General features: G+C 66.6%; 26 protein-coding genes and 1 tRNA gene. 3 read left to right on the forward strand and 24 right to left on the reverse strand.

Annotation, left to right across the window (positions count from 1 at the left end):
* Window positions 1-7: 7 nt before the first annotated feature.
* The 7 genes from dnaB to rnr all read right to left on the reverse strand — a co-directional run bounded on the left by dnaB (window position 8) and on the right by rnr (window position 6,987).
* Entirely contained in the window at window positions 8-1,408 is a 1,401-nt protein-coding gene (gene dnaB / locus AAF184_03910; GenBank protein MEO0421456.1) for a replicative DNA helicase, read from the reverse strand.
* 15 nt (window positions 1,409-1,423) lie between these two features.
* Window positions 1,424-1,876 carry a 50S ribosomal protein L9 gene (gene rplI, locus AAF184_03915; GenBank protein ID MEO0421457.1) on the reverse strand — a complete coding sequence of 151 codons (453 nt, stop codon included), beginning with the start codon at window positions 1,874-1,876 and terminating at the stop codon, window positions 1,424-1,426.
* Between the two features lie 63 nt (window positions 1,877-1,939).
* Window positions 1,940-2,794, reverse strand: a complete 855-nt coding sequence (locus AAF184_03920) for a hypothetical protein (protein MEO0421458.1) — start codon at window positions 2,792-2,794, stop codon at window positions 1,940-1,942.
* 103 nt (window positions 2,795-2,897) lie between these two features.
* Window positions 2,898-3,122, reverse strand: coding sequence for a 30S ribosomal protein S18 (gene rpsR / locus AAF184_03925; GenBank protein ID MEO0421459.1), 225 nt, complete (start codon window positions 3,120-3,122; stop codon window positions 2,898-2,900).
* A gap of 65 nt (window positions 3,123-3,187) precedes the next feature.
* Window positions 3,188-3,664 (reverse strand): 30S ribosomal protein S6, encoded by a 477-nt coding sequence (gene rpsF / locus AAF184_03930; protein MEO0421460.1) that lies wholly within the window; start codon window positions 3,662-3,664, stop codon window positions 3,188-3,190.
* Window positions 3,665-3,874: 210 nt separating this feature from the next.
* Window positions 3,875-4,705, reverse strand: a complete 831-nt coding sequence (rlmB, locus tag AAF184_03935) for a 23S rRNA (guanosine(2251)-2'-O)-methyltransferase RlmB (protein MEO0421461.1) — start codon at window positions 4,703-4,705, stop codon at window positions 3,875-3,877.
* On the reverse strand, window positions 4,702-6,987 hold the full coding sequence (gene rnr, locus AAF184_03940; protein MEO0421462.1) for a ribonuclease R: 2,286 nt from the start codon (window positions 6,985-6,987) through the stop codon (window positions 4,702-4,704). The genes rlmB and rnr overlap by 4 nt, the downstream gene beginning before the upstream one ends.
* Window positions 6,988-7,200: 213 nt before the next feature.
* Between rnr and AAF184_03945 the strand changes: the two genes are divergently transcribed.
* A tRNA-Leu gene (locus AAF184_03945) sits at window positions 7,201-7,287 on the forward strand.
* 18 nt (window positions 7,288-7,305) lie between these two features.
* On the opposite strand, the gene AAF184_03950 is transcribed toward AAF184_03945, so the two are convergent.
* The 3 genes from AAF184_03950 to AAF184_03960 form a co-directional block, all read right to left on the reverse strand.
* On the reverse strand, window positions 7,306-8,160 hold the full coding sequence (locus AAF184_03950; protein ID MEO0421463.1) for a hypothetical protein: 855 nt from the start codon (window positions 8,158-8,160) through the stop codon (window positions 7,306-7,308).
* Window positions 8,153-9,163, reverse strand: a complete 1,011-nt coding sequence (locus tag AAF184_03955; GenBank protein ID MEO0421464.1) for a DnaJ C-terminal domain-containing protein — start codon at window positions 9,161-9,163, stop codon at window positions 8,153-8,155. Before AAF184_03955 ends, AAF184_03950 begins: the two co-directional genes overlap by 8 nt.
* Window positions 9,164-9,275: 112 nt before the next feature.
* Window positions 9,276-10,214 (reverse strand): LysR substrate-binding domain-containing protein, encoded by a 939-nt coding sequence (locus AAF184_03960; protein ID MEO0421465.1) that lies wholly within the window; start codon window positions 10,212-10,214, stop codon window positions 9,276-9,278.
* Window positions 10,215-10,354: 140 nt separating this feature from the next.
* Between AAF184_03960 and AAF184_03965 the strand changes: the two genes are divergently transcribed.
* Window positions 10,355-11,068 (forward strand): pirin family protein, encoded by a 714-nt coding sequence (locus AAF184_03965; GenBank protein MEO0421466.1) that lies wholly within the window; start codon window positions 10,355-10,357, stop codon window positions 11,066-11,068.
* 51 nt (window positions 11,069-11,119) lie between these two features.
* On the opposite strand, the gene AAF184_03970 is transcribed toward AAF184_03965, so the two are convergent.
* From AAF184_03970 to AAF184_03985, 4 genes are all read right to left on the reverse strand, one after another.
* On the reverse strand, window positions 11,120-11,479 hold the full coding sequence (locus tag AAF184_03970; protein ID MEO0421467.1) for a metalloregulator ArsR/SmtB family transcription factor: 360 nt from the start codon (window positions 11,477-11,479) through the stop codon (window positions 11,120-11,122).
* Window positions 11,480-11,725: 246 nt separating this feature from the next.
* Complete coding sequence (locus AAF184_03975) at window positions 11,726-11,926, reverse strand: DUF1289 domain-containing protein (protein MEO0421468.1); 201 nt, start codon at window positions 11,924-11,926, stop codon at window positions 11,726-11,728.
* A 75-nt stretch (window positions 11,927-12,001) separates the two neighbouring features.
* The gene (locus tag AAF184_03980) at window positions 12,002-13,666 is read right to left on the reverse strand and encodes an AMP-binding protein (GenBank protein ID MEO0421469.1); all 1,665 of its coding nucleotides are present in this window, start codon (window positions 13,664-13,666) and stop codon (window positions 12,002-12,004) included.
* Between the two features lie 13 nt (window positions 13,667-13,679).
* Window positions 13,680-14,933 carry a cation:proton antiporter gene (locus AAF184_03985; GenBank protein ID MEO0421470.1) on the reverse strand — a complete coding sequence of 418 codons (1,254 nt, stop codon included), beginning with the start codon at window positions 14,931-14,933 and terminating at the stop codon, window positions 13,680-13,682.
* A gap of 60 nt (window positions 14,934-14,993) precedes the next feature.
* Between AAF184_03985 and AAF184_03990 the strand changes: the two genes are divergently transcribed.
* Window positions 14,994-15,992, forward strand: a complete 999-nt coding sequence (locus AAF184_03990; GenBank protein ID MEO0421471.1) for a carbon-nitrogen hydrolase family protein — start codon at window positions 14,994-14,996, stop codon at window positions 15,990-15,992.
* On the opposite strand, the gene cysG is transcribed toward AAF184_03990, so the two are convergent.
* From cysG to hfq, 10 genes are all read right to left on the reverse strand, one after another.
* Window positions 15,943-17,424, reverse strand: a complete 1,482-nt coding sequence (gene cysG, locus AAF184_03995; protein ID MEO0421472.1) for a siroheme synthase CysG — start codon at window positions 17,422-17,424, stop codon at window positions 15,943-15,945. The two genes, AAF184_03990 and cysG, sit on opposite strands and share 50 nt — an antisense overlap.
* Window positions 17,425-17,436: 12 nt before the next feature.
* Entirely contained in the window at window positions 17,437-18,210 is a 774-nt protein-coding gene (locus AAF184_04000; GenBank protein ID MEO0421473.1) for an exodeoxyribonuclease III, read from the reverse strand.
* Between the two features lie 29 nt (window positions 18,211-18,239).
* Window positions 18,240-18,884 carry a TetR/AcrR family transcriptional regulator gene (locus tag AAF184_04005; GenBank protein ID MEO0421474.1) on the reverse strand — a complete coding sequence of 215 codons (645 nt, stop codon included), beginning with the start codon at window positions 18,882-18,884 and terminating at the stop codon, window positions 18,240-18,242.
* Between the two features lie 7 nt (window positions 18,885-18,891).
* Window positions 18,892-19,209 (reverse strand): thioredoxin, encoded by a 318-nt coding sequence (gene trxA / locus AAF184_04010; protein ID MEO0421475.1) that lies wholly within the window; start codon window positions 19,207-19,209, stop codon window positions 18,892-18,894.
* A 152-nt stretch (window positions 19,210-19,361) separates the two neighbouring features.
* The gene (locus AAF184_04015; protein MEO0421476.1) at window positions 19,362-20,675 is read right to left on the reverse strand and encodes an adenylosuccinate synthase; all 1,314 of its coding nucleotides are present in this window, start codon (window positions 20,673-20,675) and stop codon (window positions 19,362-19,364) included.
* Between the two features lie 41 nt (window positions 20,676-20,716).
* Entirely contained in the window at window positions 20,717-20,914 is a 198-nt protein-coding gene (locus tag AAF184_04020; GenBank protein MEO0421477.1) for a DUF2065 domain-containing protein, read from the reverse strand.
* A gap of 59 nt (window positions 20,915-20,973) precedes the next feature.
* On the reverse strand, window positions 20,974-21,894 hold the full coding sequence (hflC, locus tag AAF184_04025) for a protease modulator HflC (protein ID MEO0421478.1): 921 nt from the start codon (window positions 21,892-21,894) through the stop codon (window positions 20,974-20,976).
* Window positions 21,895-21,896: 2 nt separating this feature from the next.
* On the reverse strand, window positions 21,897-23,060 hold the full coding sequence (gene hflK, locus AAF184_04030; protein MEO0421479.1) for an FtsH protease activity modulator HflK: 1,164 nt from the start codon (window positions 23,058-23,060) through the stop codon (window positions 21,897-21,899).
* Entirely contained in the window at window positions 23,047-24,486 is a 1,440-nt protein-coding gene (gene hflX / locus AAF184_04035; GenBank protein MEO0421480.1) for a ribosome rescue GTPase HflX, read from the reverse strand. The genes hflK and hflX overlap by 14 nt, the downstream gene beginning before the upstream one ends.
* A gap of 96 nt (window positions 24,487-24,582) precedes the next feature.
* The gene (gene hfq, locus AAF184_04040) at window positions 24,583-24,831 is read right to left on the reverse strand and encodes an RNA chaperone Hfq (protein ID MEO0421481.1); all 249 of its coding nucleotides are present in this window, start codon (window positions 24,829-24,831) and stop codon (window positions 24,583-24,585) included.
* Between the last annotated feature and the right edge of the window lie 85 nt (window positions 24,832-24,916).

Below are 24,916 nucleotides of genomic sequence, written 5' to 3' on the forward strand. Positions count from 1 at the left end.
CACCACACTAAAAGGGGCTGTCGAAGCCGCCGCTATCATCGCCCCCGTCCGCGCCGTAGTCGGCCTCGGGGCTGTAGTTCTCAAAGCGCGTGTACTCGCCTATGAAGGTCAGCGGGAAGTCGCCCACGGGGCCATTACGCTGCTTGGCGATGATGATGTCCGCGATGCCCTTGCGCGTGGTGTCCTTCTCGTACACCTCTTCGCGGTAGATAAAGCAGATCAGGTCCGCGTCCTGCTCGATGGCGCCGGACTCACGCAGGTCAGACATCTGCGGCCGCTTCACCTGGCGCTGCTCCACCGAGCGGTTGAGCTGCGATAGGGCGATCACCGGCACGGACAGCTCCTTCGCCAGCGCCTTCAGCCCCCGCGAGATCTCCGAGATCTCCGTCGCTCGGTTCTCGGCCGAGGAGCTCGTGCCCTGCATCAGCTGCAGGTAGTCCACCACCACGAGGCCCAAGCCGTGCTCGCGCGCCATGCGCCGCGCACGGGCGCGCAGCTCCGTGGGCGTGAGGGCTGGCGTCTCGTCGATGAACAGGGGTGCCTTCGCCATCTGCTCGATCGCGAGGGTGATGCGCGGCCAATCCTCATCGGCGAAGGAGCCGTTGCGCAGGCGACCGTGGTTGACTCGACCTAAGGAAGATATCAGGCGAAAGGCCAAGGACTCCGCTGACATCTCCATGCTGAACACAGCGGCGTTGACCTTGGCGTGCAAGGCCGCGTGCTCGGCGATGTTGATGGCGAAGCTGGTCTTCCCCATGGAGGGGCGCCCGGCAACGATGATCAGATCGCCCGCCTGCAGACCCGAGGTCATGTTGTCCATCTCGGTGAACCCGGTGGACAGGCCCGTGATCTGATCCGTCGATCGGTGCAGCTCTTCCAGCGCATCGACCGTGTTGCGAACGAACTCCTTAAGCGGGCGCAGGCCGGACACCGTGCGCCGCCCCTGCTCCGCGATCTGGAACACGAGCCGCTCGGCCTCGTCGATGAGCTCGGCGGGTGTACGCCCTTCCGTATCGTAGGCGCAGCCGGCGATCTGGCCGCCGACCTCGATCAGCTGGCGCAGCACGGAGCGGTCGCGAACGATGGCCGCGTAGGCGGCGATGTTGCTGGCGCTCGGCGTGTCCTGGGTCAGTTGCCCGAGGTAGGCGAGGCCACCGGTTTGCTCGGCGAGGCCCTGGGCATCGAGGTACTCGGCAAGAGTCACGGCGTCCGCGGGGCGATCGGACTCGATAAGCTCACTGAAGCCGCGGAAGATCAGCTGGTGGTCGCGGCGGTAGAAGTCCCCTTCCGACAAGGTCTCGGCAACGGACTCCCAGGCGCCGTTGTCGAGGAGCAGACCGCCGAGGACCGAACGCTCTGCTTCGACAGAGTTCGGCGGCACCCGCAGGCCGCTGGCACTGCTGCTCACCGCCGTGGCACTCCGTCAGTCCTCTTCTGCCACCACGGTGACGGTGACGTTCACGTCGACGTCCGTGTGCAGATGCAGTTCCACCTCGTGCTCGCCCACGGCGCGCAGGGGACCGTCGGCGAGGCGCACTTCCTGGCGCTCCACTTCTACGCCCGCGCGCGTGCACGCATCGGCGATGTCGGCGGGGCCGATCGAACCGAACAGCTTGCCTTCCGAGCCCGCCTTCGCAGGCAGGGTGACGGCCAGCCCTTCGAGCTTCTCCGCACGGGCCTTCGCTGCACTGAGCGAAGCCGCCGCCTTAGCTTCCAGTTCGGCGCGGATCTTCTCGAACTTCTCGATGTTCTCAGCGGTGGCCGTCGTGGCCTTGCCCTGGGGCAGGAGGAAGTTGCGGCCGTAGCCCGAACGGACGTTGACTCGATCACCGATATCGCCGAGGTTCTCGACCTTCTCCAGCAGAATGAGCTCCATTGTTCCCAAGCCTCTTTCGTTGTGATCGGCCGCCGCGAAACACCTAGCGACGACCTTGCTTCTCTAGCGCTGCACGCGCCAGCGTTGGCGCAGCTGCAGCCAGTTATCGATAAATCCAATGCCTACCATCAGCGGCAGGGTCACCACGCTGGAGAGCAGCATACCGGCGTAGAGGGCCACCGCCCACATCCCGGAAAAGCCTCGCCCTTCCATCCACGCACTCGCCACCGCCAGCCCCTGTAGGGCGAAACCGACGCCGAGCACGATCACCGCGTTCGCAATGTACAGCTGCTCCGGCACCAGCACCGAGATGAGCATGAGCACGGCACTGACCATCGCCACGCCCTTGCCCATCGCCAGGGTGTCGAAGCCCCAGTGCTCCTGCGTCCGCCCGCTGCGTTCGCCGTGGTGCGCGAGCAGCAGCGCGATCGCCACGAAGAGCGCGACAGCGGCCACGGAGATACCCGTCCACACCCGCGCGTACTTGGGCTCCAGCTCGAGCGTCAGCCAGTACGCGTAGGGGTCGGCCAGCAAGAAGACCAGGCCCATCACCCCGAGCCCGATCAACAGCAACACCTGCACCCCCAGGGTGAGGGAGCGGGTCCGCCTGATCACCGCCGCGCACACCAGCGCCGGGGCCCACATCGACACCCGGACGAGCAAGTCCGGATGGGCCACCCCAGGCTCCACGCGCTCCATCACGTGCGAGAGAACGGCCACCGCCAGCACGCCGGTGATCCCCAGCTCCAAGCCGCGACCGAAGCCGCTGCGCAGCGTGGCCACGGCCAGGATGGCGGTGCCACTGATCGCGGCGAGAATCGCGAGCTGCCCGGTCTGGTCCGGCACCACGGCCATGAGCACGAAGGTCAGCGGTACACGCCAACCCTTCGCCAGCAGCCACTCGGCAATCGCCTTCATCTTAGCGGTGACACCCCCCGCCCGACGCGACGGCTACTAGGCGCTGGCGCGTCGCCGACGAAGCGCGATGCCTCGCCGGTCAGTTGCGGGGACGCCGCCTTGATCAGTGCCGATCGGTGTAGGGCAGCAGAGCAAGGTAGCGAGCCCGCTTCACGGCGACCGCAAGCTGGCGCTGGTAGCGCGTCTTGGTGCCCGTGATGCGGCTCGGCACGATCTTGCCGCTCTCGCCGATGTAACCCTTCAGCGTGTTGAGATCCTTGTAGTCGATCTCCTTCACGCCCTCGGCGGTGAATTTGCAGAACTTACGGCGTCGGAAAAAACGCGCCATGGGAAATCCTCCAGGTCAGCGGGACGCTCACCGCAGCACGCGGCAAGCCGTCCACGAATATCGGTTCAGTCGGTGCTTTCCGCGTCAGCATCGCCCGCGGGCGCAGCTTCTTCGGCAGTCGCTGGTTCGGCCGCCGCTTCCTCGCGGCGCGGCGCGTCGCCGTCCTCGTCGCGGCTGCCACGCTCAGGACGATCGCGACGGCGCTCACGGCCGTCCTTCTCCTCGTCCTTGCGCATCATCGGCGACGGCTCGGTCACGGCCTCTTCGCGGGTCAGCACCAGGTGGCGCAGCACGGCGTCGTTGAAGCGGAAGGCGGAGACGATCTCGTCGAGCGTCGCCTTCTCACATTCCACGTTCAGCAGCACGTAGTGCGCCTTGTGAACCTTGTTGATCGGGAACGCGAGCTGGCGTCGACCCCAATCTTCCTGACGGTGGATGGTGCCACCAGCTCCCTCGATGATGGAGCGGTAGCGTTCGAGCATGGCGGGCACCTGCTCGCTCTGGTCCGGGTGGACCAGGAAAACGATCTCGTAATGTCGCAAGAGTGTCTCCTCACGGACTGACGGCCTCCCCGTTTGGGTGAGGCAAGGAGTTTCGGGGCGAACCCCGAAGCCGGCGGATAATACGCGCCCGCCCAGGCCCCTACAAGCGTACGGGTCCGGCGCGTTGCCGCGCGGGGAGCACCTTCCGCACCAGCCTCGCCTAGAGTTCCTACAAATCAACAACCTAAAAGGCATTGATGATGCTATTTATCAGGAAGGACAGGCGCCGGTGCGCTGTCTCGCGGCCTCGAACAGGCAGACGCCCGCCGCGACGGACACGTTCAAGCTCTCCACAACGCCTGCCATCGGCAGCTGCACCAGCTGGTCACAGGCCTCGGCCGTAAGCCGTCGAAGGCCCTTCGCTTCGCCGCCCATCACGATCGCCGTGGGACCACGCAGGTCGGCTTGCCACAGGGTCTCAGTCGCCTGATCCGAGGTGCCGATCAGTCGCACGCCGGCCTCCCTCAGCTGTCCCAGGGCGCGGGCCAGGTTGGTCACGGTCACCAGCGGCGTCGACTCCGCCGCCCCGCACGCCACCTTGCGCACGGTGGGCGACAGCCCCGCGGCGCGATCCCGCGGCACGATCACCGCGTCCACGCCCACGGCGTTCGCAGAACGCAGGCAAGCGCCGAGGTTGTGCGGGTCCTGCACGCCGTCCAGCACGAGCAGCAGGGGGGCGCGATCAGCGCCGCCGAGCAACTGGGCGGTGAGCGCATCCAGCGAGAGCGTGGGACGTTCCGCGTAGCAGGCGATGACCCCCTGATGGCGCCCGCGGACGCGCTGATCGAGCGCCGAGCGCGGCACTGCCTCGACCGTCACCCCGAGCCCCGACGCCAGTGCCACCACCTCGCGCAGACGTTCATCGTCCCGACCGGTCTGCACCAGGAGGCGACTGATCAGTGTCGAGGCCGCCTCGCCCTGCGCCTCCAACAGGTGGCGCACCGCGTGCAGACCGAAGACGAGATCGGCATCTGCCGCTGCCCCACCCCGCCGCTCCCGACGCAGGTGCCGCGCGTGGCGGGTGCGGTCACGCTCGCTCATCGCCCGCGCGCACCGTGGCGACGCTTGCCGCGCCCGCGCGAGGAGCGACCACCGCCGTCGACGAGTTCGAAGTCGATCCGTCGCGCTTCCATGTCGACCTTGGCCACCTGCACCCGCAGGCGATCCGCCAAGCTGTAGGTGGTGCCCGAGCTGCGTCCCACCAGGCGATGCAACTCCGGTTGATGAACGAAGTAGTCCTGGCCGAGGGCGGTCACGTGCACCAATCCCTCCACGCGCGAGTCGGCCAGCTGCACGAACACACCGAAGTTGGTCACGCCAGTGATCACGGCATCGAAGTGATCGCCCACGTGGTCGGCCATCAGCTCGCACTTCAGCCAGTCCATCACCTCGCGCGTGGCCTCGTCAGCGCGCCGCTCCGTGGCTGAGCAGTGCTTACCGAGTTGCTCCATGCGCGGACGGTCGTATTCGAAGTCGCGCGCCTTGCCGCCGCGGAGCACGTGACGGATACCCCGATGCACGAGCAGATCCGGATAGCGGCGAATCGGCGAGGTGAAGTGTGCGTAGTCGGCCAGGGCCAAGCCGAAGTGGCCGTCGGACATCGGGTGGTAGATCGCGAGCGACATGGACCGTAGCACCACGGTCTCGATGAGTTCCGAGTCCTCCCGACCGCGAGCCTGCTCGAGCAGGCGACGCAGGTCACCGGGCTTGAGCTTGGAGGTTGGCGCGAGACGCAGATTGACCGACCGCAGGAACTCACGCAGGGACTCGATACGGTCTTCGTCCGGCACGTCGTGGCGACGGTAGAGCGCCGGGATACGATGGCGCTTCAGGAACTTCGCAGCCTGCACGTTGGCCGCGATCATCGCCTCTTCGATGAGCTTGTGCGCATCGTTCCGCTCGACCAGGGCAAAACCCGTGATGCGGCCTTGATCATCGAGCTCTGCGCGCAGCTGCGGCATGTCGAAATCGATCGCCCCGCGACGCCGGCGCGCCTTGGCCATCACCCGGTACATCGCGTGCAGGTCCTGCACGTTGGCCCGCACGTCGTCATCGAGCGCCCGCAGGGCCGTGCGATCACCCTCGAGCGCCGCCCCCACCTGGGTGTAGGTGAGGCGCGCGTGGGAGCGGATCACGGCCTCGGAGAACTTCGCCCGCGTCACTTTGCCTTCGGCATTGATCCGCATGTCGCAGACCATGGCGAGGCGATCCACCTTCGGCTTCAGCGAGCAGAGCTCGTTGGACAGGGCCTCGGGCAGCATCGGCACCACGCGATCCGGGAAGTAGACGGACGTGCCGCGCTCGTGCGCTTCCTCATCCAGGGCGCTCCCCGGCAGCACGTAGTGCGAAACATCGGCTATCGCCACCATCAGCTGGAAGCCGCTCTTGGTGGCCTTGCAGTAGACCGCATCGTCGAAGTCCCGCGCGTCCTCGCCATCGATGGTGACCAGTGGCAGCTCGCGCAGATCCTCGCGCCCCCGCTTGGCCGTGCTCGGCACGCGCTTGGGCAGCTTGGCCGCCTGCGCCTCCACGGCCGCCGGCCAATCCCAGGGCAGACCGTGACTGCGCATGGCGATCTCGGTGGCGAGCCCAGGCTTGTCCGGCCCGCCGAGCACCTCGACCACGCGGCCGATGGCCTCGGCGTCGGCGGTAGGCGCAGACGTGATCTCCGCCACCACCATCTCGTGGTCGCGGGCCTTGGCGGCAGCGCCCTTCGGAATGATGATGCGGTGGGTCAGGCGCGGATTGTCCGGGATGACGAAGCCGACCCCGTGCTCGCGGTGAAGGCGTCCGGGGACGAGCGTGTTCGCGTGCTCCAGCACCTCGGCGATGGCACCGTCCGGTCGTCCGCGCCTATCGAAGCCGCGCACGCGCACGGCGGCCCGATCGCCGTGCATCACCTCGCGCATCTGGCGTGAGGAGAGGTAGACGTCGTCGCTGCCGTCGTCGGGGATGAGAAAGCCGTAGCCGTCGCGGTGCCCGCTCACCCGGCCGGTGACCAGAGGGATGAGATCTACCAGGCAATACTCGTCGCGACGGTTGCAGATGATCTGGGCATCACGCGTCATCGCCCGCAGACGGGTCTTCAGCGCGTGGCGTCGGGATTGGCCCTTGACCTGCAGCTCGCCGGTCAGGGCGGCGAAGCTCATCGGCGCCGCGTAGTCGCGTAGCACCTCGAGGATGAGTTCTCGGCTGGGGATGGGTTCGTCGTAGCGGGCTTGCTCGCGGGCGAAATTGGGATCTCGCTCCTGCCAGTGCCCCTTGCTCGCGCCGCGCGCCGTGGCGCGCTTGGGTGAGGTCTTTTTCTTCTTCTTGTTCGCCAAATGGTTCTCCTGCCGCGGCGATCACTTGCGCCGGGCGATTAGCTAAAGGGAATGGGGGACTATGTGGTCTCTCGGTAGTCGGGCTGGGGGGTCTCTCAGGTATCGGGCTGGGACGCAGTTCTTGGCTTATGCCCCGCCCGTGCGATTGACAAGCTTACACGTCGCCACTATCTTTCTCGATCTTCCCGCGCCGGCAGCCCTGCCAGCGGGCGGGCCGAGGTGGCGGAATTGGTAGACGCGCTGGCTTCAGGTGCCAGTGGGGGTAACCCCGTGGAGGTTCAAGTCCTCTCCTCGGCACCACTCTTCCCACGAGTGGTGTCAGCGCTGTTCAAGCGCGCTCAATAAGCTTTCCACCAGGACCAACATGCGCCCGATCGGCCCCGGCACGATCGCGTCGATGACCGCCTGCGCCCTCGCCTGCGCTGTCGCATCGCTCGGCGGCGCAAGTGCATCACTCCCCTGCGCCAAGCGCGCACCCTCCGCCTGCACCGCCTCGACCGCAAGGGTGACCGTCCGGCGCAGGGAGCCGTCCTGCTCGGCATCGGCGAAGGCGGCGAGCCACAGGGCGAGGAACGCCGGCCAATGGGCGAGCTGTCGAGGCAGGCTGACCTGAACTTCCTTCGCTTGCGGGTCGCAGCCGAGGCGACTTACCTGACGAACTCGTTGAGCCGTGTCGGGCGCCATCGCCTCCAAGGGCAAGAGCGATGGCAGGGCTTTGCGGCCGCTCATCGCGGGGTCGCTATCCTCCGTGCGCGCGGGCAGCTGGGATACCACAGCACCGTCCTCGCCAACGGGCATCGACAGGAGGGCTGCGAAGCTCACGGCGTTCAACAGATTCGCGCTCGAGTAGCTCGCGACGGTGCGAACGATCTCTCGCTCGTCTTCCGCCGTGAGGCCGTTCGCACGCAGATCCGCCTGACGGATGGCGCGCACCTGAGGCAAGGTTAACGACTCTCGAAGGCTCGTCGCTGCCATGGCCGCACGGCCACTCGTGTGCAAGGGCTTCACACTGCCCCACGCCCAGGGCAGTGCCTCGGGTATGGCGGCGAGCGAACGCCACAGCAAATTGACCTGCGCCAGTGCCAGCGTGTGGCGAATGTCGGCGTAGATGGCGGCGGTCTCACCGCGCGCCTCGGCCTCGCTGATACTGGGGAAGGGGTCTCCCTCAGCCATCGCTCGCCTGTGCGGGGGGCACCTCGAAGCTGTCGCGGAAGCGTTCCCAGGCGGCGCGCTGCTCAGGCGCCTGCGCCGGGGGCAGTTCCACCTTGAGCACAGCGTAGAGATCGCCCGGTGTCTTCGAGGGCAAGCCCTTGCCGCGCAGGCGCAGGCGCCGTCCGCCCTGAGACCCTTCAGGAATGCGCAGATCTATCGAGCCCGTCGGCGTCCGGACGGTCGCGGTTCCGCCCAGCGCGGCGACCCACGGCGCCACGGGCACATCGACATAGACGTCGCTGCCCTCGGTGCGCCATAGGGCGTGATCCCGGAACATCACTTCCAGCAGCAGATCGCCCGCCGGTCCACCGCCGAGGCCGGGCTGCCCCTGGCCTGCCAAACGAATTTGCTGACCTTCGCGGATGCCCTTCGGCACACGCACGCTCAGGGTACGCTCACCACCGCCCGCCCCACCGCTGACGGTGATCTGGCGCGTGGTGCCGGCGTAGGCATCCTCGATATCGATCTGCACGCGCGCCTGCGTATCGTCGCCCCGACGGATGTACTGCTGGCCACGCTCGAAGGGACCGCCCCCCGCCGCGCCGCCAAAGGGCCCGGCGCGCCCGCCCCCGAAACCGCGGCGGAATCCCCCCTGCGGGCCGGGCCCGGCACCCGCCTGGAAACCGCCGCCGCCGAACAGGGAGCGAAAGAAGTCGGAAAACTCCGCGCCGCCGGCACCGCCAGGGCCGGCCCCACCGCCGAACATCTGCTCCCAGCCGGGCGGCGGTCGAAACTCCTGTCCGGGACGGTAGTTGGGCCCCAGCGTGTCGTAGGCTTCGCGCTTTTGCGGATCCTTCAGGACCTCGTAGGCCTCGCCGACCTCCTTGAAGCGTTTCTCCGCGTCGGGGTGGTCGCTCTTGTCCGGGTGGTATTTGCCCGCCAGCTTGCGGTACGCCTTCTTGATCTCGTCCGCGCTGGCATCGCGGGCAACGCCCATGATGGCGTAGTAGTCCTTGTACTGCATGGGTGGCCCCTCGCGTGTTCTTGAGTGTCCCGGGTCGCCAAGCTAAGGCGGCGCCGCCTCGCGGGATACGAAACCAAAGATGTGCAGGAGATGGTGGTGCGCGTCCGTCATTTCAATGCCCGGGCCCTGCTTCTCCATCGGCCACCGCGCCCTGCTCATCGAGGTTCGCGAACTGCTCGTGCATGAACTTCACGAACAACCGCGTGCGGGCGGAGAGATGGCGGTTGGGCGGGTACAGCAGGGTCAGCGCGATGGGCGCAGCGGCGTACTCCTTGAGCACCGCCCGCAGGCGGCCGTCCGCGAGTTCCTCGCTCGCCACGAAGGTCGGCAGCAGGGCCAGCCCCAGACCGGAGAGCGCCGCGTCGCGCAACACCTCGGCGTTGTTCGCGCAGAGCACGCCATTGACCCGAACATCCTCCCAGGACGCCCCCTCGCGGCGCAGGCGCCAGAGGTTGCCCGTGGGGAGGTTGCCGTAGTGCAGACAGGGCAGCGCGGACAATGCTGAGAGGCTCTGCGGCTCGCCATACTCGGCGATGAAGTCTGGCGAGGCGCAGATAACTCGCCTAACGGGAACGATCGCATGCTCGATCAATGATGGCAGTTCGCTCGGCTCAGCGATTCGCAGGGTCATGTCGAAGCCCTCAGCCACAGGGTCGACGAAGCGATCACTCAGCGACAGCTGCACCCGCACCTTGGGGTGGCGCCGCATGAACCGCACCAAGGCAGGGCCGAGGTAACGAATACCGAAGGACATGGGCGCGTTAATGCGCATCTCACCCTGCGGCTCCTCGTGGTCGGCGCGCAGGGCTTGCTCAGCCTCGCTCAGGTCTGAGAGCACCGACTTCACCCGCTCGTAGAAGGCCTGACCAGAGGGCGTCAGGGCCACCGCACGGGTGGTGCGGTTGAACAGATGCACCGCGAGCGCGTCCTCGAGGTTGATCACCGTGCGGTTCACCTGCGAACGCGATAACCCCAAGGCGCGCGCCGCCGCGGCGAAGTTGCCGTGTTCGACCACCGCCACGAACGCGCTCAGGGCAGAAAACTTGTCCATGGCACCTCCGCGAGGGATTGTCGCAAATTACGCGACGGTGAGTGACCAGGGAGCGTCATTGTTCCAGGGATAAGCCTCCCCCATCTTGGGGTAGAGCGCGGCGATCATGGCCGGCGCCGTTGACGAGAGGAGAGAAAGAGATGATGGACATTCGACGCTCCGAGGCCCGTGGCGGCGGCGACCACGGCTGGCTGCAGACTCAGCACAGTTTCTCCTTCGCGCACTACTACGACCCTAAGCACATGGGGTTCGGACCCTTGCGGGTGATCAACGAGGATCACATCGCCCCTGGCGCGGGCTTCCCCACCCACAGCCATCGGGATATGGAGATCATCACCTACGTGATCGAAGGCGCCCTCGAGCACAAGGACAGCCTCGGGTCGGGCTCGGTCATCCGCCCAGGCGACGTGCAGCGCATGACGGCGGGCACGGGCATATCGCACAGCGAGTTCAATCACTCGCAGGACGACGCCGTGCACATGCTGCAGATTTGGATCATGCCGGAGCGTCGGCGCCTTGCGCCGAGTTATGAGGAACGGCACTTCGCTCGCGAGGATCTGGCCGGCCGCCTGAAGTTGGTCGCCAGCCGCGAGGGGCGCGACGGCAGCGTGAGCCTTAACCAGGACGTTAACCTCTACGCGGGCAAGCTCGCGCAGGGCGACGCCGGATCGCTGGAGGTAGGGACAGATCGGCTGCTGTGGGTGCAGCTGGTGAGCGGCTCGGTGGAGATCAACGGCGAGGCCTTGCGCCCCGGTGATGGCGCTTCGCTGCGGGATGAGCACGTGCTCACCTACCGTGCTCTCGCCGAGCAGTCCGAACTGCTGGTCTTCGACATGGCGCCCTACGCAGACTAGGGCGCGCGTGGAGGGTGACGATCTTGTGTCGGCACCCTGCTCCTCAGCGAATCAGACGGGATGGCAAAGCGCAGGTGACGCCGCAGGGCTGTCCATCGCCTGCTTCACCGGTTGCCAGATCTGCTCTTCGCCACCGCAGGCTTCCTGCATCAGGAAGGTCAGCAGCTTGCTCACCTCACCGAAGTGGGCGCGGTACACGATGCTGCGCCCCTTGCGCTCACGAGACACCAGGCCCGCCATCAGCAGCGCCTGGAGATGCGTGGACAAGGTGTTGGGCCGTGCGCCGACGCGCTGAGCGATCTCCCCGGCAGCCAGGCCGTCGCTGCCCGCGCTGATCAATAGGCGAAACACCGACAAGCGCGTCTGCTGGGCCAGCGCGGACAGGGCCGCGAGAGCTCGTTCCTCATTCATAACTTCCGTCCATCTGTTCGAGTCAGTGGGAACTATGCGGCGCCGCCGACGCGCCCAACCCTCTGTTGGCACCATCTGGCGAGCGTGCAGGCGACGTTGCCGCCAACGCGCACCCACGGTGCGCCGCTACCTCAGAACGAAAGTAGTCCGCCGAGCCCTTACGGTTACACGGAGATCGAATCGATTTCGCGAGCGCGCAAGGAATGGCGCTTATGTCGCCGCCCCACGACGGGGGGAGTACTCAGTTCAAGCGTCGCGCTGGAGGCGCTTGGCGGCCCGGTCGACGATCTCTTGCCGCAGCGCATCGCTCGCCCGGCTCCACACGGTGATTTCCTCCCCGCTGCGGCCGCAACCGAGGCAGATACCCGCCATGTCGAGCTCGCAGACCCCGATGCAGGGACTCTTCACTTGGGGAGACGCAGAGGTAGACGACGATGGGGAGTGCATGAGGGCCTGGGTGGGGGTGAGGTGACGGCGCCGGAGTATACGCCAAGCCCTCGGCACGTGGGCGAACCCGCTACCTCAGTTGGCCTGGAACTGTTCTCGCATCACGAACTTCTGGACCTTCCCGGTGACCGTCATGGGGAACTCGTCGACGAACTGGAAGTACTTGGGCACCTTGAAATACGCGATCTGCGACTCGCAAAACTCTCGCAGCTCCTCCTCCGTACAGTGCTCGCCCTCGCGCACGCGCACCCAGGCCGCCACCTGTTCGCCATACTTCTCGTCAGGCACACCGAAGACGGCGACGTCCTGCACCTTCGGGTACTGGTAGAGGTACTCCTCCACCTCGCGCGGATAGATGTTCTCGCCACCCCGGATGATCATGTCCTTCACCCGCCCCACGATGCGGCAATAGCCCTGCTCATCGATGGTGGCCTGATCCCCCGTGTGCATCCACCCGGCACCGTCGATCGATTCCTTCGACCGCACCTCATCATCCCAATAGCCCAGCATGACGCTGTAGCCTCGCGTGCACAGCTCGCCCGCCTCCCCGCGCGGTACGGCCCTCCCCTCGGCGTCCACGATCTTCACCTGCACGTGGGGGTGGATGCGCCCGACCGTGCCCACCCGTTGCTCGATAGGATCGTCCACGGCGGTCTGGAAGCTCACGGGGCTGGTCTCGGTCATGCCGTAGGCGATGGTGATCTCGCGTAGGTTCATTTGACCGATGACCCGCCGCATCACCTCGATGGGACAGGGGGCGCCGGCCATGATGCCGGTGCGCAAAGAGCTCAGGTCGAAGCGCTCAACATCCGGATGGTCGAGTTCAGCGATGAACATCGTCGGCACGCCGTACAACCCCGTGCACCGCTCGGACTCCACCGCCTGCAACACGGACTCCGCCTGGAAGCTCGCCCCGGGGAACACCATGGCCGCCCCGTGGGTGATGCAACCGAGCACGCCCATCACCATGCCGAAGCAGTGGTAGAGGGGCACGGGAATGCACAGGCGATCCTGCGCCGTGAAGCTCATGCCCTCGGCGCAGAAGAACCCGTTGTTGAGGATGTTGAAGTGGGACAGCGTGGCGCCCTTGGGCAAGCCGGTGGTGCCACTCGTGAACTGCACGTTGATCGGATCGTCGGGCTGCAGCGTCTCGGTCACCGCCTCGAGGTGGGCGATCGCCTCGGGTGTAGCCAAGCGATCGAGGGCGGCGAAGGTGCGAGCCGCCGGGAACGGCGCTTGCGCTGCGATCGCCACCAGGTGCTCGAGGGCGGGACAGGTGCTCGTCGCCAAGGCCTCGTCGCTCGTGGCCTGGGCGAGCTCGGGCATCAGTTCCAACAGCATCTGCGCGTAGCTCGCCTCACGGAACCCTTCGCCGAACACGAGCGCGCGGCAACTCGTCTTGGTGAGGGCGTGGCGCAACTCCCCGGGACGGTAGGCCGGGTTCACGGTCACCAGCACCAGCCCTGCCCGCGCGGCGGCCAGTTGGGTAAGCACCCACTCCACGCCGTTCACCGACCAGATGCCGATGCGATCACCGGGCACGAGCCCCAACCCAAGGAGCGCGGCCGCCACGCGCGTGACCGCCTGATCGAGTTCCCCGTAACGCATGCGCACGCCCTGCTCGCAGACGACGAGCGCCTCACCCTCGGGCCAGCGGTGCGCCGCCTCCGCCAGTGCCGCGCCGATGGTCTGGTAGCGAAGCGGCTCGGATCCCGTTCCGCACACGTAGCTGATGCTCATCGACTCTCCCGCCTCACGTGCTTGCCTGGGCCGTCTCCTCCTGCGTCGGTGCCGCGCGCGCCACGCTCAGCGCACCCGCCACCAATGGACTCTGCACGAGGAGTGAGAAGACGACGACGCCGTAGACGATACACTGCACCGTATACCAGCCTTCGAACTCCAAAGGCAACGAGAGCACCAGGGCCACGGACACGGCCCCCGGCGCACCACTCGCGACCAGTGCTGGCAGCTGGCGAAGGGGCAGCGGTTCGGCGCCGGGAAGCCAGCGGAACAGGGGTGTCAGCACCCCCATCACGAGCACCCGCGCGAGCGGCAGCAACAGGATGCCCACCAGCATCAGGCGCCAATGGTCCTCGAACATCTGCACGTGAATGGTGATACCGAGCAGGAGGAAGGTGAAGCTCGACGCCAGGCGTGACTTGTAGGCCCACACCCCGAGCAAGAGCTGCGGATCGGCGTTGTCGCGCCCCCGGCGCAGCACCGATCGCGTGCCAAGGCCCAGCACCAACAGGGACATCACCCCGGACACCATGACCACCGACTCGGCGACCAGGTAGGTGATGTAGACAAGCACGAGGGTGACGACGGTGCGCCCGATCGCATCGCCCATGCGCGGTAACACGATGCGCGCGACGCCGAGGCCCATCGCGCCCACGGCCAATCCGCCGACGCCCGTGAACAGCAGCGCGAGGGGTGCGTTACTCAAGGTGGCGGACTGCGCATCGACACCCACGGCGAGCAAGACGGAGAAGAGCACCACGGACATGGCGTCGCTGAAGTTACTCTCGCCCTCCACCAGCAGCCGCAAGCGCTGGGGCACATCTCCCTGGCCGAGGCGACCGATCACGGAGGTGGCGTCGGTACCGGCGAGGAGCACGCCCGCCATGGCCGCGGCCAGCCAACCGGCGCCCTCCAAACCGTCGGTAGTGACGTAGAACACTACGCCCACCACCGTCGCCACGGCGACCATGCCCGGACCCGCCATCAGCACCACGGCACCGATGTTCCGTCGCAGCAGCGCCGTGTCGAGGTGCAGGGCGCCCTCGAAGATCAGCACCGGCAGGAGCACGAAGATCACCACCTCGTGGAACTGGTTCCAGCGAATCCCCGTGTCGTGTCCCGCCGCCACCACGATCTCCGAGCCGACGAAGCCGACCACCATGAGCACGACGTTTCGCCCCACCCCGATACGCTCGAGCAGAGGACTCAGCAGTAGCGCGATCGCCAGCAGCGAGAGCAACAGCAAAAGGGTATAGTCGATGCTCACATCTTGTCCTGCCGCTCAGTGCCCACTGAGCGCAACGATTGAATCCATTGGGTGATCACCGTGACCGATTCGGCTCTGCTCGACTCAATACCTGTAGCGATGGTGCAGGCCCCGCCGGTGTACCTCAATCTCGACGCCAGCACGCAACTCGCCGTCGACTACATCGAGCGCGCCGCCAGCCGCGGCGCCTGGCTCACGGCCTTCCCCGAAACCTGGCTGCCGGGCTACCCCGTCTGGCTCGACTACGCGCCGAACGCGAGCCTGTGGGACCACGCCCCCGCCAAGGCGCTCTTCGCCCACATGGTACGCGAGTGCCCGACCATCCCTGGCCCCCACATCGACCAACTGCATCAAGCGGCCAGCCGCGCCGGCACCCATGTGGTGATGGGCGTGCAGGAACGGGATGGAGCCACCCTCTATAACACCATCGTGTACCTGAACGCCGATGGCGTTACACGGAGAATCCACCGCAAGCTCGTTCCCACCTACACGGAACGCCTGGTGTGGGGGCAGGGCGACGGCAGTACCTTGGGCGTGATGGAGACGGAACGGGGCAACGTCGGCGCCCTCGTCTGCTGGGAGCATTGGATGCCGCTCGCCCGGGCAGCCATGCACGCGCAGCGTGAGCGAGTGCACGTGGCGCAGTGGCCAGGCGTGAAGGAACTGCACCAGTTGGCGAGCCGCCACTACGCCTTCGAGGGCCAGTGCCACGTGCTCGCGGTGGGCACGGTGCTGACCCGCGGCCAGGCGCTCGCCGGGTTCGACAGCTGCCCGCAGCGCGATCCGCAGGCACGCACCCTGCTCAGCGATATCCCTGGCGATGACGACACACTGCTACTGCCCGGCGCCAGCGCGGTGATCGCCCCCGACAGCAGCTACGTGTTGGCGCCCGCAGCGCCGCAGGACGATCTGCTCATGGCCGATCTCGATCTACGCCAGGGCGTCGAGGGCTGGATGACGCTCGACACGGACGGCCACTACTCGCGGCCTGATGTCTTCGAACTCACGGTCAATCAGAAGGCGCTACGGAACGTGCGCTTTCAGGAGCCGCCGCCGTAGAGGAGCGATGCTGGGGAAAGGCGGGCTCCTGCGAACCCGTGGGCTCGTACCAGTTCAGGCGCGAGTGGAGCGTCACCACCGACCCCACGATCAGCAGCGCCGGGGACCGCGCCGCCGCCGCCTCCACCTTGGCCGCCAAATCCGCCAGCGTGCCCACATGGACCCGCTGGGCAGGGGTGGTGCCCTGCTCCACCAGCGCCGCGGGCGTGTGCGGTGGTCGCCCGTGGCGGATGAGTCCTTCGCACAGGGCACTCAGCCCCCCGAGACCCATGTAGAACACCAGGGTCTCATCGTGCGAGGCCGCCAGGCGCGCCCAATCGAGTTCGACGCTGCCCTCGGCTCGGTGGTGCGCCGTCCAGAAGCTCACGCCCTGGGCGTGGTCCCGATGCGTGAGGGGAATGCCGGCGTAGGCCCCACAGCCACTGGCCGCGGTGATGCCGGGCACCACCACGAAGGGAATACGCTCATCGACCAGCCCTTCGATCTCCTCGCCGCCGCGCCCGAAGATGAAGGGATCACCGCCCTTCAGGCGCGCGACACGAAATCCCTCCTTGGCGTAGCGTACTAGCAACGCCGTTAGCTCACGCTGACCGATCGCATGATCGCCCTTGCGCTTGCCCACGTAGATCAAGCGCGCCTCGCGCCGGCACAGGCGCAGTACAGCCTCGGGCACGAGCCGGTCGTAGAGCACGATCTCCGCTTGCTGCAGCAGGCGCTGGGCGCGGAAGGTCAGCAGGTCCGGATCGCCGGGCCCTGCCCCGATGAGGTAGACCTCGCCCATGGCCGAGGTATCGCGAGCGTCAGGCGCCGCCATCGCGGCCACCAGCGCCTCCTCCGCCCGCTCCATCTGGCCCGACAGCGCCAGTTCCTTCACCGGCCCCTGCAACACGCGTTCGACGAAACGCCGCCGCGTGTCCACATCGGGAAAACGCGCCTTCATGGCGCCGCGAAAGCGGGCCATCAGCGCACCGAGACTCGCAAGCCCCGAGGGCAAGGCGGACTCCAGCAGCGCGCGCACCCAGCGCGCCAGCACCGGCGAGGTGCCCCCGGTGGAGATCGCAATGGTGATCGGCGAGCGGTCGACGATGGCGGGCAGGATGAAGCTGCACAGCGCTGGCTGATCGGCCACGTTGACCGGGATGCCTCGCGCTTCACACGCAGCGTGAACAGATTCGTTGACGCTTTTGTCGTCGGTGGCGGCGATCACTAGCTTGGCGCCGTCGACATGGTGCTCAGCAAAGCGCTCGCCGACGTGCTCCCAGTCGTTGAGGGTCAGAGCCTCGGCCATCGCCTCGGACACCTCCGGCGCCACCACGCGAATGCGCGCACCCGCTTGCGCCACCAGTCGGGCCTTCGCCGCCGCCACCTCGCCCGCCCCCACGATCAATGCCTGGGCGCCCTGGAGCTTCAAAAAGACCGGCAGGTACTCCATCCGCGGGGACGCTCAGTCCAGGTCGATCCAGACCGGCGCGTGATCGGAAGCGGTCAGGCCGTTCTGCTTCTTGCGAAAATCACGATCGATCACGACGTCGCGCACACGCTCCATCGCCGGCGCCGTTGCCAGCAGCGTATCGATTCGCAAGCCCTGGCGCCGATGGAATGCCCCGCCGCGATAGTCCCACCAGGAGAACTCCTCACCGTCTGGCTTATGCATTCGATAAGTGTCCACGTGGCCGGTATCCAGCAACGCCTGAAAGCGCGCCCGCTCCGCATCCGTGTGGAAGATGCGCCCCGCGAACTGAGCTTCGTTCCAGCTGTCCTTCGGGGCTGGGCAGATGTTGAAGTCACCGCCGATCACCGCGGCCTGGGTGGGCGGGTGGTACTCGGCAAGGTAGTCGCGCAGGGAATCGAACCAGGCCAGCTTGCGGGGGAAGTCGTCGTGTTCCGTCGACTTGCCGTTGGGGCAGTACACGGTGGTGTAGCGCACCCCCTGCACGTCGGCACTCACCAGGCGAGCGCCGAACTCCTCCTGGCCCGCCAGTCCCTCCGCCACCGGTTCGATCGGATGGCGCGAGAGGATCGCCACGCCGTTCCAGCTCTTCTGCCCGTGCACCAGAGCCTTGTAGCCCTCTGCTTCGAAGCTCAGGGCGGGAAACTGGTCCGGCGTCAGCTTCAGTTCCTGCAGGCCCACCACGTCCGGTTGCCGCTCGCGCAGCCACAGCAGGACAAACTCGAGGCGCGAACGCAGGCCGTTCACGTTCCAGGTCGCTATGCGCATCACATCCCTGATATCAGTGTAGAAATCTGTCAGGCCGGGCTGCGCGATCGCGCGCGATCGCCCGACGCCGCCTGCACGCCCGTCACGCCCACGAGCGCCAGAGCATGATCGGCCAACTCCTCGACCATCTCCGGGCGATCGTGCAGCTTGGAGAGCATCAACGTGCCCTGCACGAAGGCGACGATGGCGCGCGCGCCGTCCGGCACATCGATCTCGCGGATCGCCCCCGCCACCACGGCCTCGTCCAACACCTGCTCCAGCAAGGCGATCTGCTCGGCGAAGATCATCTCCAGCTGGCAGCGCACGGGCTCGCTCAGGGTGCTCAACTCAGCGGCCAGGTTGCCGAAGCAACAACCGGGCGTGCGCCCACAGTCATCGCGCAGGCTCACTTGCGCTTGGGCGTGCAACATCACGAAGCGCCGCACGCGCACGAGGGGCTCGGATGCGGGATCCATCACCTCGCGCCGCAACTGCTCGCGAAAGGCCTGCCAGCGGTGCTCCAGAAGCGCCACGGTGAGCGCTTCCTTGGAGGGGAAGAAGTGGTAGAAGCTGCCCTTCTTCACCCCCGCGTGCTCGCACAGCTCCTGCACGCCCACACTTTCGTAGCTGCGCGTCTGGATCAGCGCGACCGCGCTGTCGAGCAGTCGGTCGCGGGCGTTGCTCGGCCGCCCCATGGCCGGATCAGGCCAGCAGCGCGTCCAGGCCCTGCTCGTAGTCCGACTGCTTCTTGATGCCGACGAACGTGTCCTGCACCTGGCCGTCCTTGAACAGGATCACCGTGGGGATCGAGCGAACGTTGAACTTCATCGCCACCTGCTGGGCTTCGTCCACGTTCAGCTTGGCCACCTTGGCGCGACCCTCGTAGCTGCTCGAGAGCTGCTCGATGAGCGGCGTCAGCATCCGGCAGGGACCGCACCATTCGGCCCAGAAGTCGACCAGGACGGGGACTTCGGAATTGATCACTTCCTGCTCGAAATTGCCGTCATTGAGTTCGATCATGTCTTACGTTTCCTCTGGATAATCGTGCACTTGCATCTCCACCCTAGGGCCGAGGGGCGGCACATTTGACCGGTCGTCTAGTTTGGGGACGGTGGCGCTGGTATTCAAGGGAAGGCGCGGCCCCGCGTCGCTTCGGGGCGGGCCGAATCGCCTTAAGCGGAGGAGCGCGCCAGACCGTCGAAGGGGTCTTCCAACACGATGTTGTGATCCCGCTCGGCGCCGGTCGACACCATCGCCACCGGGGTCTCGACGAGGGCCTCGATGCGCTCGAGGTAGCGCCGCGCGTTGGTCGGCAGCTTCTCCAGCTCCCGCACCCCGGCCGTGCTCGACTGCCAGCCGGGCAAGGTCTCGTAGATCGGCTCGCAGTCGCGCAAGCGCTCGGAGTCGTCGGGCGGCAAATCCAACACCTCGCCATCGAGGCGATAGGCCGTGCAAAGCTTCACTTCCGGCAGCTCGTCGAGCACGTCGAGCTTGGTCACGCACAAGCCGTCGAGGCTCGAGGCGATGGCTGCCCGGCGAGCCGCTGCCACGTCCAGCCAACCGCAGCGACGGCGGCGGCCGGTGGTGGCACCGAACTCCACGCCTGTTCGTCCCAGGTACTCGCCCACCTCGTCGTCGAGTTCGGTCGGGAAGGGACCCGCGCCGACGCGCGTGGTGTAGGCCTTCAACACGCCCAGCACGTAGTCGATCGATCGCGGGCCGACGCCCGAGCCGATCGCCGCGTTCGCGGCCGTGGTGTTGGAGGACGTGACGTACGGGTAGGTGCCGTGATCGATATCTAACAGCGCGCCCTGAGCGCCCTCGTAGAGCACGTTGCGCGAGGCGCGGTGGAGCTGATCGAGCTCCCGCCCCACATCGCAGCGCAGGCGGTCCAGGCGCTCGCGTCGGCTGAGCATCGCATCCGCCGTCGCCCCGACGTCGATCGCGTCCTGCGAGAAATACTGGGTGAGGACGAAGTTGTGGTAGTCCATCAACTCCTCGAGGCGTTGGCGGAAGCGCGACTCGTCGCACAGATCGCTGACCCGCACCCCGCGCCGGGCCACCTTGTCCTCGTAGGTCGGACCGATGCCGCGGCCCGTGGTACCGATCGCCCGGGCGCCACGCTTGGCCTCGCGCGCGAGGTCCAAGGCCACGTGGGACGGCAGGATCAGGTGGCAACCCGCGCTGATGCCGAGCCGCGCTTCCACATCGCAGCCGCGGCCGGCGAGCATCTCCACCTCTTCGAACAGGGCCTCCAGGGAGACGACCACGCCGCTGCCGATGAGGCAGCGTACGCCCTCGCGGAGCACGCCCGACGGAATCAGGTGCAGCACCGTCTTCTCACCGCCGATGACTAGTGTGTGCCCTGCGTTGTGGCCGCCCTGAAAGCGCACCACGGCGTCGGCCCGCTGGGTTAGCAGGTCCACGATCTTGCCCTTACCCTCGTCGCCCCACTGGGCGCCGATCACGACGACGCTACGGCTCATTCGCCATTCCCTTCACGAATCGTCAGCGATGAATCAAATGCTCAATGGCGTGCAAGGTACAGCACCACGAGGCCCGCAGCCATCGATGCCACGCCAATCAGGCGAATGCGGGAGTTGTCGAGCGTGAGCAACAGTGCCAAGGCACGCCGGATGCTGTTGGGGTTGGCGAAGGGCACCAGGCCCTCGATGATCAAGCACAGCCCCAGCGCCGCCAGCAGGTCGGACCAGTCTAGCCCCATGGGTTTATCGCATCGGGCGAGGGAGCGGCCGCGGCTGTCGCCCAGCCGCGACCCGACACTCAGCGATCGTCCTGCTCACCCGCTGCATCGGCCACGGCCCGCAACTGCGGCCCGCCCGGCTCGGCGTTGTTGAGGTAGCGGAAGAAGTCGCTCTCCGGCTGCAGGACGAGCACGTCGCCCGGCACACCGATCGAGTTCCGATACGCCTCCATGCTGCGGTAGAAGGAGTAGAACTCCCGATCGCGGTTGTAGGCTTGGGCGTAGATGTCCGCGGAACGGGCATCACCCTCACCGCGAATCGTCTGCGACTCGCGGCGCGCCTCGGCCAGGATCACCTCGCGATCGCGGTCCGCTTCGGAGCGGATCACCTCGGAGGTCTCCGCACCCTCGGCACGCAGCTGCTTGGCTACACGGTTACGCTCCTGGCGCATACGGGCGAACACCGAGTCACTCACCTCGTCCGGCAGATCGAGCTTCTTCACCCGCACATCCACGATCGACACGCCGAGCTCGCTGGCCGTGGTGGACGCCTTGGAGATCATCGCCTGCTGCAGCTCCGAGCGCTCAGCGGTGACCGCCTCCTGCAGCGTGCGCTTAGCGAACTCGGCACGGATACCGTCCTTGATGATTTCGAGCAGGCGTGCCTCGGCAAGGTCGCGCCGCCCCGCTGTCGAGCGGTAGTACTGCGACGGGTCCGTGATCCGCCACTTAACGAACATGTTCACCCGGAGGTTCTTTTTCTCGTTGGTGAGAAACTCCTCCGGCTGCGTGTTGATCGTCAGAATGCGGCGATCGAACTTAAGCACGTTGTTAACGACCGGCCATTTCACATGCAGGCCCGCCACGTAGTCGTACTTGACGATCTCACCGAAGCGAAGCTTCACCGCGTACTCGCGCTCGTCCACCGTGAACAGCGCCATGGAGCCCACGAAGAGCAATCCGATCAGCGCGACGACGCCGAAATTGCGTAGGGGATTCATGCTCAATTACCTCGCTGACGGCGCGTATCGCGCGTGCGGCGCGACGATGGGCTGTCGCTACCCGAACGTGGCGTGCTGGCCACGGACGGCATACGCAGGTTGCTACTACCCTCATCCGCGAGGGGCCGCGCGCTGCGCTGAAGCAGCCGATCAAGGGGCAGGTAGAGCAGGTTCCCGGAATCGTCCGAATCGAGGATCACCTTGCTCGAGTTGCCGTAGACATTCTCGATGGTCTCCAGGTACAGACGCTCGCGGGTTACCTCCGGCGCCTTCTGATACTCCTCGAGCAACGCCAGGAAGCGCGAGGTATCACCCTGGGCGTCAGCGGTGACGCGCTGGCGGTAGGCCTCGGCTTCAGCCACCAGGCGAGCTGCAGCACCGCGCGCACGCGGCACCACATCGTTGCGGTAGGCCTCCGCTTCCAGCGCCAGTCGGTCCTTATCCTCTCGCGCCTTGATCGCGTCCTGCACCGCCGCCTGCACTTCCGTTGGGAAGTTCGCGTCCTGCAGGTTGACGGAGGTCACCTCGATGCCCGTGCCGTAGTTGTCCAGGCTGATCTGGATCAGCTCCTTGGTAAGGGTGGCCACTTCGGCGCGCCCCTCGCGCAGGATGTAGTCGAGCTGGTTGGCGCCGACGATCTCGCGGATGGCGCTCTCGGACACCTCCTGCAGCGTCTCCACCGGATCACGTACGTTGAACAGCACGGCCTTGGGATCTGACAGGCGGTACTGCACGGCAAGGTCCAGCTGCACGATGTTCTCGTCCGCGGTGAGCATGCGTGTGTTGTAGGAGAAACGCTCGATGTTGGTCACGTTGACGCGCAACACATCGTCCACCGGCCAAGGCACGCGCCACTGCAGCCCCGGCGGGGCCGTGCGATGGTACTTACCGAAGCGCAGCACTACGCCGCGCTCAGGTTCGTCCACCTTGTAGAAGCCGGACATACCCCACACGAGCACAGCGATTACCGCCATCACCAACAGCCCGATGCGGCCGATGTCGTCGCCGCCGCTGTTGCCGCCACCGCCACCACCGCCACCGAGCGCGCCGCTTAGGCGACGCCCGTACTTGCGGATCAGCGCATCCAGATCAGGGGGTCCCTGATTGCCCGAGCCGTCACGGTCCCAGGGGTTCTTGTTGTTACCCCCAGACTCATTCCACGCCATGTTCGCTAACCTCTTGCCTCGTCGCTTCGGCCAGAGCCACCGATCTCGGTGCCTCGACCTTGTTCATCGCCAACGCTGACGAGCCGGGCGACTCAGCCGTCTCGTGCAGCAATTCCACTTCGCAGCCCTCGTCGTGGCAGAGCTTGTCCAACGTGCGCTTGGCCACGCTGATCCGAAGATGCCATCCCGTCTCGGTCACCTCTTCGCCGATGACCGCATCGTGTTCAAACAGCTGCGCGCGAAGTCGCGCCTGGGCAAACGGCAGGATCACCTGCGCTTCCACCCAAGGCGGCCGCAACGCCAGCGCGATCGTCTCGCGCAACAGATCCAGGCCTGCGCCTGTGACCGCACTTACCCAGATGCGCCAGATGCGCCCAGCGTCGTCCCGGTCCACACGAACCGCTGCGCCGGCCAGGTCTATCTTGTTCATCACCAGCAAGCGCGGCACCTCGTCGGCCCCGATGCTGTCGAGCACCTCGTTCACCTGCGCTTCGCGCTCCGCGTGCTGCTCGTCGCTCGCATCGATCACGTGCAACAGCAGCGATGCCTCCTGCGTCTCCTGCAAGGTCGCGTGGAAGGCAGCGACGAGTTCGTGCGGGAGATCGCGAATGAAACCGACCGTGTCGGCCAATACCGCGTCGTCGGCGTGCGGTAGCGCCAGGCGCCGAAGCGTCGGGTCCAGGGTGGCGAACAGCTGATCCTGTGCGTACGCATCGGCGTTCGTCAGCGCGTTGAACAGGGTCGACTTGCCGGCATTGGTGTAGCCGACGAGCGACACGGTCTGCACCGCGGCTCGCTGGCGCGCGGAACGCCCCTGGGCCCGCTGCGAGCGCACCTTCTCCAGGCGGCTGCGCAACTGGCGAATGCGCGCACCGAGCAGGCGCCGATCGGTCTCCAACTGTGTTTCGCCAGGACCGCGCAATCCGATGCCGCCCTTTTGCCGTTCGAGGTGGGTCCAGCCACGCACGAGGCGGGTGGAGAGGTGGCGCAGCTGCGCCAGTTCCACCTGCAGCTTGCCCTCATGGCTGCGCGCACGCTGGGCGAAGATATCGAGGATCAGCCCGCTGCGATCGAGCACGCGGCAGGACAAGGTCCGCTCCAGGTTGCGCTCCTGGCTTGGCGAGAGCGCGTGGTCGACGAGCACGAGCTCGGCATGGTGATGCTTCACCAGGTCTCGCAGCTGGTCCACCTTGCCGCTGCCGATGAGGTGTCGTGGCTCCGGCCCAGCACGGCCCACGGCCAGTTCCCCGACCACGTCGACGCCGGCCGAGGCCGCCAGCTCCTCGAACTCCTGCACCTGGTCCTCGGCTAGCGGGGCACCGAAGCTAACGTGCACCAACACCGCGCGCTCGCCGCCGTCCGGGCGGTCCAGAGCGGTGTTGCGGCCGTCGTCCTCGAGTCGCTTCTGGGCGGCATCGAAGCTCATCGGATCCCGCTTCGCCGTGCCATCGCCTCCATTCTCGGGCAAGGGAGAGCCGGCGCTGAGATCTGATGGGCGCTTAGGAAGACTGTTGATGGGAGCTTATTCCTCGCCCTCTTTAGCAGCCTCATCGGCGCTAGGTAGGCGCACGTTGCGCTGGGGCACGACGGTGGAGATGGCGTGCTTGTACACCATCTGGTTGACCGTGTTCCGCAGCAGCACCACGAATTGATCGAAGGAGTCGATGTGACCTTGAAGCTTGATGCCGTTTACCAGATAGATCGAGACGGGCACGTTTTCCCGCCGCAGGGTGTTGAGAAACGGATCTTGTAGGGTCTGGCCTCTGGGCATGATTTGGTTTCACATGGATTTGTTGTTTGAATGCCGCGGGTGTGCCCAATGTGCTGGCGCCCGCGCGGTCGCTTGTGGCCTCACC

The sequence above is a fragment of the Pseudomonadota bacterium genome (assembly GCA_039815145.1).
Classification (GTDB): Bacteria; Pseudomonadota; Gammaproteobacteria; order Steroidobacterales; family JBCBZW01; genus JBCBZW01.